The organism is Halobellus inordinatus, from assembly GCF_024464655.1.
Taxonomy (GTDB): domain Archaea; phylum Halobacteriota; class Halobacteria; order Halobacteriales; family Haloferacaceae; genus Haloquadratum; species Haloquadratum inordinatus.
The window spans coordinates 194,613-208,961 of the sequence record NZ_JANHAV010000001.1 but is presented as its reverse complement, the minus strand read 5'-3'; the positions used below and the strand labels follow the sequence as shown (position 1 = coordinate 208,961).

15 protein-coding genes and 1 tRNA gene are annotated in these 14,349 nt (G+C 68.1%); 5 read left to right on the top strand and 11 right to left on the bottom strand.

Translation table 11 applies throughout. From position 1 onward, the window contains the following. Nucleotides 1–34: 34 nt before the first annotated feature. Nucleotides 35–421 carry a prefoldin subunit beta gene (locus tag NO347_RS01040; protein ID WP_121568870.1) on the top strand — a complete coding sequence of 129 codons (387 nt, stop codon included), beginning with the start codon at nucleotides 35–37 and terminating at the stop codon, nucleotides 419–421. Between the two features lie 4 nt (nucleotides 422–425). Further along, nucleotides 426–728, top strand: a complete 303-nt coding sequence (locus tag NO347_RS01035) for a DUF3194 domain-containing protein (protein WP_256287872.1) — start codon at nucleotides 426–428, stop codon at nucleotides 726–728. Between the two features lie 111 nt (nucleotides 729–839). Here NO347_RS01035 and NO347_RS01030 read toward each other — a convergent pair whose 3' ends face one another. The 3 genes from NO347_RS01030 to NO347_RS01020 all read right to left on the bottom strand — a co-directional run bounded on the left by NO347_RS01030 (nucleotide 840) and on the right by NO347_RS01020 (nucleotide 4,103). Further along, nucleotides 840–2,747, bottom strand: a complete 1,908-nt coding sequence (locus tag NO347_RS01030; protein ID WP_256287871.1) for a DUF2070 family protein — start codon at nucleotides 2,745–2,747, stop codon at nucleotides 840–842. A gap of 40 nt (nucleotides 2,748–2,787) precedes the next feature. Then, nucleotides 2,788–3,336: a GMP synthase subunit A gene (locus NO347_RS01025; protein ID WP_256287870.1), complete on the bottom strand. Its 549-nt coding sequence runs from the start codon at nucleotides 3,334–3,336 to the stop codon at nucleotides 2,788–2,790. A gap of 188 nt (nucleotides 3,337–3,524) precedes the next feature. Next, nucleotides 3,525–4,103: a DUF7097 family protein gene (locus NO347_RS01020; protein WP_256287869.1), complete on the bottom strand. Its 579-nt coding sequence runs from the start codon at nucleotides 4,101–4,103 to the stop codon at nucleotides 3,525–3,527. A 191-nt stretch (nucleotides 4,104–4,294) separates the two neighbouring features. On the opposite strand from NO347_RS01020, the gene NO347_RS01015 reads away from it, so the two are divergent. Together NO347_RS01015 and NO347_RS01010 are read left to right on the top strand one after the other, a co-directional pair. Further along, nucleotides 4,295–4,642: a DUF192 domain-containing protein gene (locus NO347_RS01015; RefSeq protein ID WP_256287868.1), complete on the top strand. Its 348-nt coding sequence runs from the start codon at nucleotides 4,295–4,297 to the stop codon at nucleotides 4,640–4,642. Between the two features lie 111 nt (nucleotides 4,643–4,753). Continuing rightward, entirely contained in the window at nucleotides 4,754–6,322 is a 1,569-nt protein-coding gene (locus tag NO347_RS01010; RefSeq protein ID WP_256287867.1) for a (R)-citramalate synthase, read from the top strand. Nucleotides 6,323–6,550: 228 nt separating this feature from the next. Here the strand turns inward: NO347_RS01010 and NO347_RS01005 are convergent. Further along, nucleotides 6,551–6,635 (bottom strand) — tRNA-Ser (locus tag NO347_RS01005). A 75-nt stretch (nucleotides 6,636–6,710) separates the two neighbouring features. Next, nucleotides 6,711–8,405 (bottom strand): histidine kinase N-terminal 7TM domain-containing protein, encoded by a 1,695-nt coding sequence (locus NO347_RS01000; RefSeq protein WP_256287866.1) that lies wholly within the window; start codon nucleotides 8,403–8,405, stop codon nucleotides 6,711–6,713. A 207-nt stretch (nucleotides 8,406–8,612) separates the two neighbouring features. On the opposite strand from NO347_RS01000, the gene NO347_RS00995 reads away from it, so the two are divergent. Next, complete coding sequence (locus NO347_RS00995; protein ID WP_256287865.1) at nucleotides 8,613–9,308, top strand: DUF6989 domain-containing protein; 696 nt, start codon at nucleotides 8,613–8,615, stop codon at nucleotides 9,306–9,308. Nucleotides 9,309–9,345: 37 nt separating this feature from the next. On the opposite strand, the gene NO347_RS00990 is transcribed toward NO347_RS00995, so the two are convergent. Genes NO347_RS00990 through NO347_RS00965 form a run of 6 tightly spaced genes read right to left on the bottom strand, consistent with a single transcriptional unit; the run spans nucleotide 9,346 to nucleotide 14,223 of the window. Next, nucleotides 9,346–9,921 (bottom strand): DUF7261 family protein, encoded by a 576-nt coding sequence (locus NO347_RS00990; RefSeq protein ID WP_256287864.1) that lies wholly within the window; start codon nucleotides 9,919–9,921, stop codon nucleotides 9,346–9,348. Further along, on the bottom strand, nucleotides 9,918–10,334 hold the full coding sequence (locus tag NO347_RS00985) for a DUF7262 family protein (RefSeq protein WP_256287863.1): 417 nt from the start codon (nucleotides 10,332–10,334) through the stop codon (nucleotides 9,918–9,920). The genes NO347_RS00990 and NO347_RS00985 overlap by 4 nt, the downstream gene beginning before the upstream one ends. Further along, on the bottom strand, nucleotides 10,327–11,037 hold the full coding sequence (locus NO347_RS00980) for a DUF7263 family protein (RefSeq protein WP_256287862.1): 711 nt from the start codon (nucleotides 11,035–11,037) through the stop codon (nucleotides 10,327–10,329). Before NO347_RS00980 ends, NO347_RS00985 begins: the two co-directional genes overlap by 8 nt. Further along, a complete protein-coding gene (locus NO347_RS00975; RefSeq protein ID WP_256287861.1) occupies nucleotides 11,034–11,618 on the bottom strand; it encodes a DUF7266 family protein in 585 nt (194 codons plus the stop codon). The genes NO347_RS00980 and NO347_RS00975 overlap by 4 nt, the downstream gene beginning before the upstream one ends. Further along, complete coding sequence (locus NO347_RS00970) at nucleotides 11,615–12,361, bottom strand: DUF7289 family protein (RefSeq protein WP_256287860.1); 747 nt, start codon at nucleotides 12,359–12,361, stop codon at nucleotides 11,615–11,617. Before NO347_RS00970 ends, NO347_RS00975 begins: the two co-directional genes overlap by 4 nt. Beyond that, complete coding sequence (locus NO347_RS00965) at nucleotides 12,358–14,223, bottom strand: type II secretion system F family protein (protein WP_256288409.1); 1,866 nt, start codon at nucleotides 14,221–14,223, stop codon at nucleotides 12,358–12,360. Before NO347_RS00965 ends, NO347_RS00970 begins: the two co-directional genes overlap by 4 nt. Nucleotides 14,224–14,349 lie beyond the last annotated feature (126 nt).

The following is a 14,349-nucleotide window of genomic DNA, read 5'->3' as shown; positions in this document are numbered from 1 at the left end:
GGCCTTTTTCAGTCCGCATCCCGTCGCCACGCGTATGCAGGGTAATCTGCCGCCGGAAGCGCAGGAGAAACTCGAAGAACTGCAGGACCTTCAGGAGACGGCCCAGAAGGTCGCCGCGCAGAAGGAACAGGCCGAGTCCACGCTCAACGAGTCGAAGACGGCGCTCGACGCCCTCGACGAGATCGACGAGGACACGACGATGTACCGCGAGGTCGGCGAACTGCTCGTCGAGACCGACTACGACGACGCACACGAGGAGCTTTCCGACAAGGTCGACAGCCTCGAGATCCGCGTCGAACAGCTCGGAAAGCAGGAAGAACGCGTCGAACAGCAGTTCGAGAGCCTGCAGGAAGAGCTCCAGCAGATGCTCCAGGGTGGCGCAGGCGGCGGTCCGATGGGCCCCGGCGGCGCCGGCGCATAAGTCGATGCCGACCGACGAGGAAGTCGTCCAGACGGCCGCCGAGGCCGCAGAGGGCGTGATCTTCGCCCACTACAAGCAGTCGGAACTGACCGACTTCGACGTGACCGTGACGTTCGAGGAGGGCGTCCTCGACGTCGACGTCTACGTCAACGCTCCCGACGACGCAGAGCAGGATGCCGACGCCGTCGACGTCTACGTCAACGCTCCCGACGACGCAGAGCAGGATGCCGACGCCGTCGCCGACGAGGCCGCGCGGGCCGCCGGCGACGCCGTCGACGAACTGTTCGCGGCGGACGAAGACGAGTAATCGGGACACAGAGACCGGTCGTCGGTCGTCGTTTCTCGACCGGCGGAATTTCTTTTCCGGGTAGCAACCGCGCTGTCGGCGGTCGGGTATCCGAGACGGGGTGCCAGCGAGTCAGGCGAACAGGAAGATCAGGACGCTCACCGCCACCGCGGCGAGGATGATCGAGACGGCGAACGCGCCACCCATCGCGACGACCGCGTTCGCGTGGCTGGCGAGCGTCTCCGTGCGGTCGTTCCCGAAGACCGTGACCTCGGCGCGCTCGACGGCGACGCCGGCTTCGACGGGTTCGAGGTCCGCGCGGGCCTCCTCGAGGAGCTCACAGACGAGCGTGCGGAGTTCGTCCCACTCGATTGCGGCCCCGACCTGATTGTCCGCCTCGACGGTGTTGACGATGTGTGTGTCGGTGGTCATCACTTCCGCCTCGTCGACGGGGCCGTCGTCGACGAGCGCATCGACGAGTTCGCCGCGGAGTCCGGGTTCCATATTGTTGCCGTCGACGAGTACGTACGCCGTCTCCTGACCGTCGACGGCGGTGACGGCGACGCGGACGCCGAGCGGTCCGATACCGTCGACCGGTTCCCAGTCGGTCTCGTCCCAGGCGACCCCGAGGTGTGGTTCGTGTCGATCAGCCGTCGAGAGCCGCTGTCCGGAGATTCCGGCCGCACCGATCATATCGAACGCGCGCTGTGAGCCGGGCGTGACGTGCCCCAGGTCCGGGCCGCTCAGCCCGTCGTTGGAGTTGTGCGCGTCGACGAGGACGACGTCGTCGAGGCCGCTCGTCCGGGCTTCCGCCGTCGCCGAGAGGCCGACGCCGTACTCGACATCGTCGGCGAAGCCGGGCGCGTACGTCGAGATCAAGAGCGCGTCGTCGCCGAACGCCTGCCCGAGCATCGACGCCTCGCCGGATCGGGTCCGGACGCTTCGGGTGGCATCGCTCGAATAGGAGACGCGATCCGCGGCGGTGTTTGCCGCGTCGAGGATGGTGTCGACCTCGCGCTCGGTCACGAGGTTGAAGTCGTGGCCGGCGGTGGCGTGCGGCGGGAAGACCAGCCCCGAGCAGTCGTTGGCGACGCGTTCGGGGAAGTTGCCGCCGCCGATCTCACCCATCGGACCGGGGTGGATCATCGGGAGGACGAACCGCGCCTTCTCGTCGCCGCCCGTGGTGCGAAACGAGAGCACCGAGACCGGGACGATCGCCTCCTCGCCGAGTTGCTGGAAGAACTCCTCGAGTTCGCGTGATCCCTCGGCGACGTGGCCGACGAACCCGCGGAGGAAATCGAGCATCGAGACGCCGAGACTCCGCCGCCACGGGCGGTCGACGGCGACGACGAAGGCGTACACCGCCAGCGCGTAGAGGCCGCAGGTGATCCCGAGCAGGAGGAAGTGCTCGGCCGAGATGGCGGATAGCTCTGCGGGCGCGTCCGCCGAGCGCGCGAGGTACGGCATCAGATACGCGTCGAGGACGGTGCCGCCGACAGAGAGTAGTCGGAGCGTGCCGCCGTAGATGAACAGCAGCACGGCCGCCGCGACCGTCTGGATGCTCGCCGGGAGCGCCGCGACGAGGATCGACGACCGCGAGACCGCCATCACGACGAGCAGGCGGAACGCGAACACCGACGCGAGCGCGACGACGAGCGCGTCGAAGACGAACTGCTGTTCGAGCCCGGCGAACACCGAGACGATGGCGGCGAGCGTGACGATCACGACGACGATGATCTCCGAGACCAGCGCTAAGAGTGAGGAGCGATTCGGCGTGAGTTTGCCGCCGACGAACCGATCGACGCCCGTCGTCCCGAACGCGGCGACGACGGTCGGGACGCCGATGAAGAAGATTCCTTCCCAGGCGTCGCGGCCGAGGAAGAACAGGCCGCGCCAGGTGCGGGCGTACGCGCCGGAGTCGAAGGCGGCGACGCCGGCGAGCGCTGCCAGGAGGAGCGCGAAGGCGAGACTGGCGTACCAACTCGGGGCGCGGAAGATGAATCGCGAGAGTCCTGCGAGGTCGCTTTGTGTCGAAGTCATCGTGAGAGAGGGGAGGGGAAAGAGCGAGGGGACCGCCGCGCTACTCGCAGATCGCGACGAAGTTGCGGAACACTTCCTCGCCGCGCTCGGTGTGGGCGACCTCGGGGTGCCACTGCACGCCGTAGAGGTCGCGGTCGGTGTCGCTCATCGCCTCGACGTCGCAGACGTCGGACGTCGCCGTCCGGGTGAATCCCTCGGGGACTTCCTTCACCTCGTCCGCGTGGCTCGCCCACACGCGCGTCTCGGGCGCGAGCGAGCCGACGAGCGGGTCGTCGTCCTCGAGGATCTGTACGTCGACGTCGGCGTAGCCGCCGTAGTCGCCCGAGCCGACTCGCCCACCGAGTTCGGCCGCGAGGATCTGCATCCCGAGGCAGATCCCGAAGACCGGAACGTCGAGATCGAGGTAGTCGGGGCAGTTGCCGATGCGGTCCATATCCGGGCCGCCAGAGAGGACGATCCCGTCGGCGTCGATCTCCGAGGCCGGCGTCGTGTTGTCGAGGAGTTCGACGTCGACGTCGAGGTCGCGGAGCGCGCGTCGTTCGAGGTGGGTGAACTGGCCGTGGTTGTCGATGACGACGATGCGAGTCATCAGTTGCAGACTCTTACAGCGAAGGAAGGCAAAAAGCGCCCGGTCTGCTGACGGCACGTGTCAGTGGTGAGGAGCGAACTGGACGACGGCCCGGCGGGCCGCGCAGAACTGCGTCGGTACGGCCTTCTCGGGGCACGCCAAGCGGGCCCTCGAAGCAGAGTGTCCCGGTCGTGCTCGTTTCACAGGGCTCACGACTCGTCCGCGTCGCGCCGTTCGCGCGCGGTGGCAAATCCGAACTCCGTCTGCTCCTTCGAGCGCCGCTCCTCGCGGGTGGCGAACGCCTCGGCGTCGGGTTCGGCATCGTCGTCGATCCGGGCGAAGGAGTTGTGGATCTTGGCGTGACACCACCGACAGAGCGCGACCGTGATCTCGTGTGACAGCGACCCGTCGGAGTTGCCGCCATCGTCGCCCGCGGTGCCGACGCGCCGCCCACGCGTACTCGCGCTCTCCCCGTAGGAGAGGTGATGTTCTTCCAGCAGCGGCCGGGAGCCGTCGTGCGCCATCCGCACCGATTCGAGGCCGCAGCGGACGCACTCGCGGCCGTCGGTCGTCGAGCGGTAGTGCGGACAGTCGCGGAACTCACAGTCTTCGTCGGCGGCGACGCAGTCGTAGTCGGCCGCACGGCGCGCGGCGGCGAATTCCGGGTCGTCACCGGCGCGGTTCAGCGCGAAGCGGCACCGGCCGTCGCTGGTGAGGTGATCGCAGACGCCCGCGTGCTCGTAGGGGTCGTCGACGCCGACTGGCGTGCCGGTTGGCGTCTCCCGCATACTGATAGAGATTATCGTAAGCCCTCATAGATTTCTCGCCTGATGGTACGGCGAGAACCTCGAACAGTTACGATAATCCCTATGAGAGAGCGTCGCCGCCGAGTTGAATCCGCCGGTGCAGAGTCGAATCTGACAGTGGCCGAAGCCGCGTCAGTCGAGCGATTTATTCGTCCGCCGGGAGAGCGCCACCTGTGCGACTCGAACACCGCCGAGACGGGACCCGACGGACGCTCGCCAGCGACGTCGACGTCGCCGATACGTTTCTCTCGAAGGCGCGAGGGCTGATGTTTCGGCGGTCGATTCCGGACGGGTACGCGCTGGTGTTCCCCTTCGGCGAGTCGGGAAAGCGCGACCTGCATATGATGTTCGTGCCGTTCGACATCGACGCGCTGTGGCTCGTCGACGACGAGGTGGTGGCGAAAAAACGACTCCGCGCGTGGCGCGGCGTCGGGATCGAGACGGCGGACACGGTCGTCGAACTCCCCGCCGGCGCCGCAGACGACCTCGAATCGGGTGACACCGTCCGACTCGTCGAGTGACGACGTTACCGGCGACGACGGCGTCAGGTCGGTAACGCGACGCGGGACATCTTGTCGAGAGGCGTTAGTTTAAATATCTGCACGTCCACAGTCCGTGTGAGCACATGACTCGTGGTCGATTTATTCGGGGGTAACCCCGACAACCCCCTAGCATCCATCGTGGATTCTGACGATTCTGTACAGCTTCTAGATACGACGCTACGCGACGGTGAGCAGGCCCCTGGCGTCTCGCTGACGCCCGACGAGAAGGCCGACATCGCCCGGTCGCTCGACAGAGCGAACATCGAGTTCATCGAGGCCGGCAGCGCCTGCACCGGCGAGGGCGAGCGCGAGACCATCCGGCAGGTGACCGCGCTCGACCTCGACGCGACAGTGACGAGTTTCGCCCGCGGCGTCCAGCGGGACATCGACCTCGCGCTCGACTGCGACGTCGACGGCGTCACCATCGTCGTGCCCGCCAGCGACAAGCACGTCGAGCGGAAGGTCGGCACCACCCACGACGAGGTGGTCGAAAAGACCGGCGACCTCGTCACCTACGCGAAGGACCACGACCTCTGGGTCGAGGTCATCGGCGAGGACGGCTCCCGCGCGGACTTAGACTTCCTCGAACGCCTGATGCGCGAGGCGCTCGATTCGGGCGCCGACCGGTCGTGTTACGCCGACACCGTCGGCCACGCCACGCCGGAGACGACCTACGAGTACGTCTCCCGGCTGGCAGAACTCGGCCCCGTGTCGACGCACACCCACGACGACCTCGGACTGGGGATGACGAACGTCTGGGCCAGCCTCGCCGCCGGGGCGGATCTCGTCCACGGCACGATCAACGGCATCGGCGAGCGCGCCGGCAACGTCGCGCTCGAAGAGGTCGCGATCGCCTTGGCGCACGGCTACGGCGTCGAGACGATGGACCTCGACGAGGTGTACGACCTCGCACAGCAGGTCTCCCACGCGACGGGCGTGCCGCTGCCGCCGAACAAGGCGGTCGTCGGCGAGAACGCCTTCACGCACGAGAGCGGGATCCACACCGACGGAACGCTCAAGGACGACACGATGTACGAGCCCTACCCGCCGGAGATGGTGGGTCGGGAGCGACGGCTCGTCCTCGGCAAGCACGCCGGCCGTGCGGGCGTTCGCGCCGCACTCGACGAACACGACGTCGACGTGTCCGAGGAGGATCTCGCGGCGATCGTCGAGCGCGTGAAACGGCTCGGCGACCGCGACAAGCGCGTCACCGACGCCGACCTGCTGGCGATCGCGGAGGACGTGCAGGGCCGCGAGCGCGACCGTCACGTCGAACTCCTCGATCTCACGGCCGCCTCGGGCGGCGGCACCCCGACCGCCTCGGTCCGTATCCGCGTCGGCACCGAAGAGCGCGTCGCCTCCGGCACCGGCAGCGGCCCCGTCGACGCCGCCGTCAAAGCGGTCCGGGCCGCGCTCGGCTCCGACGCCGACGCCCAACTGGAGTCGTACCACGTCGACGCGATCACCGGCGGCACCGACGCCGTCGTCACCGTCGAAGTGGAGATGTCGAAGGGCGACCGGACGGTCACCGTCGCCACCTCGGACTCGGACATCACCCGCTGCAGCGTCGAGGCGATGGTCGAGGCGCTCGATCGACTCCTCGCCAGCGACGCCGTCGAAGACGAACCCGAACCGGAAGACGCCCTCGCCGACGACTGAGAAGCGTTCTCACACCCGCGTCGGGATGTGCACCCGGTGATTCTCGCCCGGTTCTGCCGGGCACGCGTTCACAGACGACCAGCGGGTGCTATCGCCGCCGCACCAGAGCCGCGCGAGAAGGCATAGAGCGATCCTCGTCACCACCCGAGACGACCGCGAGGACCCCGATACGGCAAGAACGAACGGTGAGCGGCGCAGACGCATCGCTCGAAGGCGAAAGTTCAGAAGCGCCGAGGGTGAGATTTGAACTCACGTGTCCGAATGGACAGCAGATTTCGAATCTGCCGCCTTGGCCGGGCTAGGCTACCTCGGCTACACTCTCTGTTGGACGTCGACGCGTTTAATCGGTTTCGATTTTCGAGAGATCGTCGGACGTCGTGGCAGCGGCTCACGCACAGTCGCTGGGGAAGCGGAGGCGGATGACGCTGGCTTCCGTCTCGGTCGGCGGCGAGTCTGCCTCGACCGCGTCGTCGCCGTCCGCATCCCCGAATCGCAGTTCGCCGCCGTTTTCGATCACGCACCAGTACGCGAGCCAGAGCCCCAGTCCTTCGGCGTGCTGAAGCGGCGTCTCCGACTCCGCTGCGAGGGCTTCGCGGTCGACGGCTGGGATCCCGGCCCCGCTCGATTCGATGCGGACGACGACGTCGTCGCGGCACTCGACCCCGACCCGGAGGGTGAGGTCGTCGCGGTCGGCCTGCGAGACGAGCAGTTCCAGCAGTTCTCCGACGGCCGTCGCGAGCGACCCGGCGTCGGTGAGTTGCGCCTCCGTATGGGCGGCGCCCTCGAACTGGATGACAACGTCGGGGTACTCGCGTCGGGCCTGGTGGACGACGCTGTCGACGAGCGCGGTCACGTCGTGCGTCGTCGAGGGCTGCGAGTGCGAGTCGTCGAGTTCGGACACTTTCCGGGCCTTGTCGCTGACGGTGAGGAGGTCGTCCGTGCGGGAGAGAATCGACTCCGCGGCTCGGGTCGCATCGTCCGCCGAGCCCGACGCGACGAGATCCGCGTACCCGCGAACGACGTTCATATCGTTGCGGAGATTGTGCCGGAGCACTCGGTTGGCCACCTCGAGTCGCTGTTCGTATCGGTGGCGGCTGGTGACGTCGCGCAGCGCTACGGCGTAGCCGATCTCGTCGCCGCGCTCGTCGGTGAGCTCTGAGACGCGGACGTCGTAGGCCAGGTTGTTCGCGTCGGTGACGGTGGTGCCGTGAAGCTGATCGAAGGGCCGATCGGGAAACACCGCCGTAATCGAGTGGCCGATCCGTGGCGCGGGGTCGAGCACGCGGCAGGCGATGTCGTCGGCGTCGACCACGACGCGGTCGGTGTCGAGGACCACGAGCCCGTCGCCCATCGCCTGGAGCGCTTGTCGCCGTGCGATGGGGACGCGTTCGAGCAGATCAAAGTGATAGAGGCTGAGTACCAGGAGGACCCCCGTAAACGAGAACACGAACGGCGTCAGGTCGAGGTTGGGGATGGGGCTCACGCCGAGCATAAACGCTATGTTCGAGAGGAACGGCGGGAGCGGCGCGATGAGCAGGACGACCACTTGCTTCCAGTACACCAGCGACCAGCGGATCCCGACGAAGAGGATCATACTCATTCCGACCGCGACGGCGACGTACGCGAGGACGATGTGCGTGTAGTAGAGCGGCCCGAACACGAGGTCGATTGCCGATCCCGCCGTCGCCGTCGTGTCCGGCGCGACCGTCCAGACGAGATTGTGCGAGGCGTTCGTCGCGACCGCGAGAACGACGGCGAGCGGTTCGACGGTGAGTAGTCCCGCGCGCACCGGGGTGAGCCACTGCGAGCGGCTGACGTACTGGACGACGAAGACGAGCCACAGGATCGGGACGACGGTCGAGAACGCAAAGGAGAGTTCCCACCAGACGGTCTGTGCCGCGACGGAGTCGAATCCGAGCTGGATCGCGTACGCGAGCGCGGAGAGCCCGACGACGAGGTGGAGTGCCGCGATCTCCGGGCCACACCGTGAGTCCCGGTGCTGCCAACCGAGGACGACGACCACTGCGTACACGATGACAGTAGCGAACCCGACAGCGGAGATCGCAGTGAGTTCCCACGGCATACGAGAGTAGTGACGTGTTTCCCCGAAGCAGCCCTGGTACATCAAACCACCAGTCGGCAGAGCGGGTCGAATCGGCCTACGACGGCGGGATGGTCCGGAACACAGCCAAACGTGACACACTGTGTGAAACTTTGACAATGTGGTCAGTCCGATCGCGGCTGAAGGAAGTTTTATTCCGGCGCTAGAGCGAGTAGCGCCATCGACCGGATGAGAGAAACACTCGACGCGAGCGCGGAGGGAGTATCGGACCCGAAGGCGTGGGCGCTCACGGCGACCGATCGGCGAGTGCTCGGCTGGCTCGGCGTGAATCTGCTCGTCTTCGGGCACGTCGTGGCTTTCGAAACGCCGCTGTGGCTGACCTACGCGTACAACGGTCTGCTGTACGCGATCGGAATCGGCGTCGCATTGCGGTCGCCGAAGATTCGCGACGTCTTCGTGCTCGGGAGCGTCGCAGGCGTGTTAGAAGTGGGTGTCGACGCGTTTCTCGTCTCGACGGGGTCGTTAGTGTATCCGGATTCGCTTCCGATGCTCCTGGGATCACCGCTGTATATGCCGATCGCGTGGGCGCTCGTCGTCACCTACTTCGGCTACTTCGGACGGCGACTCGATGAAATCGCCGGACCCGTCGCCGCGACCCTCGGTCCGGCGGTGACCGGAATGGTACTCGTGGGATTCTTCGAGTACGGAGCACACTACGCCGGCATCTGGAGCTACGCCATCGCACCGTTCGCGATGCTCGGTCACGTCCCGGCGTTCATCGTCATCGCGGAGGGCGTAATGTTCGCCGCGCTCTACTGGGTCGTTCGACTGCGCCGACCGCTGCTCGGGGGCGTCGGCTTCGCGGCGGTCATCTCGGTCAGCTACGTCGGTAGCTACGCGCTGTTTTCCGCACTCGGCGGCTGAGTCGCGGCAGCACGTACCCCTTACCGTCCAGCGACGATCAGACGGCCCGCAGCGAGAGCGTCGCCGTCGTCGATTCCGCTGGCGAGACAATCCGGACGCTGACCGCGGCGGCGACGACCGTCGTCTCCCCCGCCCGCTCCTGAACGACGACGCCATCGATCGCTCGACACGGCCCGAAATCGCGTCCGCGACCGGAGGGACAGCGCTCGGCCGCCCAGCGAGTGGCCTCCGCGTCGTCGAACGTCACGGTCACCGCTCTGCTCTCGTCCGCGTGGGAACGCTCCAGTCGGTCGATATCCGTACCGACATCTGTCCGGATTCGCTCGACGAGCGAGCCGCGGTCACGCCACGAGACGTCGCGCCCGGCGTCCGTTTCGGCGTCACGGACGGCCGTGCGGAAGGAGGCGGTCAGGCTACGGTCGATCTCCGCGAGCGACGCAACGTCGACCGCGCCCGCGGCGGTCCGGTCGGCGTCGTAGCCAAGTTGCGCGTAGGCGAGCGTCATCGAGAGGAAGGCGACGGCGACGACCGCGGCCGCGACGAGCACGATCTGTGCGCGGTCGTCATCCCGGAGCGGTCCGCCACGCGGTGACTGCGGCCAGCGGCGGGTCACGCGTACCACACCCGTAGCGTGACGGTACACTGCCCCGTCGCGAGCGTCGCTCGCCCGGACGGCGCGCCGTTGGGCGATGGCGGACCGACGGTCCCGTGTGGGAACTCGATACGCCCGAACGCGGCTGTCGGAAGAACCGCATCGAGTCGAGCCCGAAGGGCGTCGCGTTCGGTTGCGAGTGCGGCCGGCGAGCGACAGGCCGCCGCGAGTCGACTCCGGCCGGCGCCGATCGGTGGCTCCGCGTCGAGGATCGCGAGTGCGTCGGCTGCAGTGCGGTCGAGCTTCGCGTCCGAGCCCCCCTCGGCGGCCGGAATCCAGAGGAACCCGGCGACGACCGCGAGGATCAAGAGCGCGCCCACGGCAGCTTCGAGGAGCGATGTCGCGAGCTGCGCTCGATCGGAGCGGTCACGCACCGACACTCACCACCAGCCGCTCGACGCTGGCATTTCTTGTGTGCCACGCGACAGTCGCCGCTCCGGCAACGTATGGATCGTCGGCGTCGAATGCGAGCACGAGCGGGTACGCGTCCGGAACGGCGACCGAGTACTCGCCCTCGAGGCCGGACGGGTCGTGGAGGACGACTCTGTTGCCGGCTCGAACTGTCGTCACACTTCGTCCTCGACGCGGGTCCACCGCCACCGTGACGTCTCCCGTGTGGTCCGCGAGCGTGACTTCACGTCGATCCGAGAGCACGATCCGCTCGGTATTCTGAACAGGGTGCTCGACACGAACGCGGCGTTCGACCCGCTCGAATCCCGCATCGCGGACGCGACGACCATCGCCCGACACCGCGTGGCCGCTGCGCTCCACGAGAACGTCGCCGCCGAGTGTGATACGGATCGACCGTCCCCGGAGAGACGGGACGGCGGCTTCGAGGTCGGACGCGGTCAGATTCCTGACGGCCGCTGAGCGGACGACGTTCGGCCCGCGCGTGTGTGCGGCGTCGACATCGAGGAGGTGCGCGGCGAGATCGTCCGCGGCGTGCGTCGTCGCCGGATCCCGATCGGCGTCGACGAGCGCGTCGTTCGCGAGCGCCGCGCCGGCGACCGTGACCGCCGTCACGACGACGACCGCCACGGCGAAGCCGATCAGATTCGCCTGGGCGCGCGACGTCACGTAGCCGCCTCCCGTTCGATCGTTGACGAAACGGAGCCGCGTGAGCGATCACGCTCTGCGAGGCGCGAGGCGCCGTTACGCTCGTTGAGGAGTCGAATCGAAACTCGTCCCTCGGTCACGACGACGACCGCCCGCGACGGCGACGCACTGTCCCACGAGCCGCGGACGACGGTGGCGTCGGGAACGGTGAGCCGGATCCGTCCGCCGATTGAGGCATCCGGATGAACGAGCCGCAGCGCCGGCGTGGACGTATCGTTCGCGACGACGACTCGGTAGGGATCACCGCGAATAGCGGGCGGAAGTCGGACGGCAACGCTGCGGTCCGCGCGTACGTCCGTGTCGGTTGGGACCGCCGCTTCGACGCGCTCGGCGGCCGCGACGAGCGCCCGATCGCCGAGTTCGGTCCCGACCGCCGCGCGGTAGTCGGGCGCGATGCCGCCGAAGAACGTCGCCGTCAGGAGCGCGACGAACAGCACGCCGACGCCGAGTTCGAGCGTCTTGCCCACGACGGGCGAGAGGCCGCGATCGAACGATCGCCCCTGCGACCGACTCCACCCTCCTGTGTCGCGTCGCCGGCTCATCGGCCCACCTCGACCGCAAGCCGCACGTCGTGGACGACGAGATAGGCGGTCCGCTCGCCCTCGAAAGACGCGACGACGCTCGGCGTGCCGTCGCCGTCGATGTCGCGGCGTGAGGTCGTTGCGCCGCGTGCCTGGAGGTGGCGTTCCCAGGCGGCCGGCGTCGGCGTTTCGATGCCGATGCGGTACGAGGACGCAGGGAGATCGACCCGCTCGGTTCGCGCGTCGGTGCGGAGCGTCATCGCGAGGCGATGGCCGCCGGTCGAGACGCCGTCCGCGCCGCTGGCGTTCAGGACGGGTACCCCGACGTACAGGGTCCCGTTCGCGGGTGCGACCCGACTCGGCGCGACGACGCGACTGCCGCGGTCGTCGCTCTGGACGACGGCACCAGCGAAGCCGGTGACGCGCTGGCCGCCGTCGGCGTAGACGATCGCCCCGGCGTGGCCCGCCCAGACGACGCCCTCGTCGTCGAGGAGCCACACGGTCCGGTTGACCACCTGAATCGTCCCCGTCGCGAGTTCGACAGTCGTCTCTCGGTCGCCGGGGGCGGGGCCGAGTGCCGTCTCGAAGTCGTCGCCGACGCGCGTCGCGGCCGCCGAGGCCGACCCGTCCTCGACAATCGATCCGGCCGTCGCCGTGAGTCCGCCGACAGCGAGGACGGTGATTCCAAGGAGGAGCGCGACGCCGACGACCGCCGTCTGTGCGCGGTCGTTCCCCGGCGCAGAAACGGAGCTGTCGGCGCTCATACCAACCCCATTCCCGCAAATACGATATGACAGACTGCGACCAGACTTCCGGAGTGCAAGAGCGCCTCGTACTGCCCGCGACTGGCGACGCCGGCGAACCACCCGGCGGCGAGCATCGTCGCCTGGGTGGTCACGTAGACGCGGTACTGATCCCGCGCGAGGTCGACCGCGCCGGGATCGACCGCGACGCCCGAAAGCTCCGACATCGTCGATAGCCGGTCGAACCCGGCGAAGACGTTGGCGCTCGTCGCGACGCTGATCCCGACGACTAAAAGCGCAGTCGTCCAGCCGACGGCGACGTAGACGAGCATCCCCGATCTGAGCGCGCGTTTCTCGTGATAGAGGCGGCCCACTTCGCTCTGGAGCGTCTCGAAGACGACGCCCGTGTCGCTGCCGGCGTCGAGCGCGCCGATCACGAGGCCGACCGTCTGCTCGGCCATCGGCGTGCCGACGCGGTCGACGAACCGATCGAGCGCCGCCGTCCGCAGGTCGGTCTCCGCGTCCGCCGTCGGCGTTGTGAGGTGCAGATTCATCGAGAGATCGGCGACGTCACCGTTCAGCGGCCCGAGGTCGACGTCGCGGGCGACGTGTTCGACCGCGGCGGAGAAGGGCCGCCCGAGGTTGACGTGGCCGGAGACGGCGTGCACGAAGTCTTTGAGTTCGTGGTCCTTCGCGTCGTCGAGTCGGGCACGGCGGACGGCGACGAGGCCGACAGGAATCGCGTAGCCGACGTAGCCGACCAGAAGCGAGATCACGACGTCGACGCCGAGGAGGACAGACGCGACGAGCGCGGCGACGCCGATCGGCGCGAACGCGACGCTCGCGCTCGCGGGGTTCGTCGTCGCCGTGCGGAGTGTACCGACCGTGCTCGCGGGTCGATGGTAGGTGACGTGCTGATCCGGCGGCCGGAGCCGGGCGACGAGCCCCGCAGTCCCGAGGCCGACTACGAGAATGAACGCCGCGCTGCCGTAGACGGCGAGCGCACGGAGCGTGACGGGACCGAGCGGCGTCTCAACCGGTGCCGAGAGTTCGGGCGAGACGATGCTCATCACCGTGAGGACGATGACGAGGAGCGCCGGGAGGACGAGCAACACGACGAACAGTTCCGCGAGCAGTTCGAGAAATCCCTGCGCGCGACGCCGATCCCGGTCCTGCTGGTGCCGCAGCATCCGGCTCTCCATCGCGAGGTACTCCCGGAGCGCGTCCGAGCCCTGCTCGGCGTGCTCGCGGAACTTCAGCAAGAAGGGCGCGAGCGTGTCCTGTGCCGGCGTGTCGCGGGCGACTCGCCGCAATCCCTCGTCGACGTTCCCCGTCATCGCGGCGGTGTTGAGCGCCTTTCGGAGCGCGACTGCCGTCTCCCCGTAGGCGTCGGTGTCGGCGACGCGCCGGAGCATCGCGCGGCGGCCGTCGCTCCCAGACGCGAGGACGTTCAGGTAGCGAACCGCACTCGGAAGCGTGCGCCCGATGTTCGATCGCCGCGCGGCGGTCAGCCAGCGGAGGTACCGGCCGCCGGCGTAGACGACGCTCCAGTGGACACCCGCGGCTGCGAGAACGCCGACGAGCCCGGCCAGTGCTGTCGCGTTCCGTCGGGAGATATCGAGGGCGTCGGCGGTGGAGCCACCGATTTCACCGGTACCGACGCCGGCGAGTCGGTCGAGGAGGCCAGCCGCGGCCGATTCGATCATCGTTGGTGGGAGCACGAGTCCGATGGCGACGAGAGCCCCACCGGCGAGCACCGCCAGAAGCCACGAGAACGCGTAGACGCGAGCGAGGTACAGATCGAACGCCACGGTCAGGTTGGTTCCGCGGTAAGCGCGCCGGTCGCGCTCGTGGCGGCGTGAATCCGCTCGGCTGGCGAACAGCGCGTACGCCGCGCGGTCGAACGCCCCGAGCGAGCGCGTTGCGTGATTCGAGCGTCGTCGAGCCGAATACGAACGCTGTGTCGGATCAGACGGTGACGACGGTCCCAGATTCGAGCCCTGCTCGGC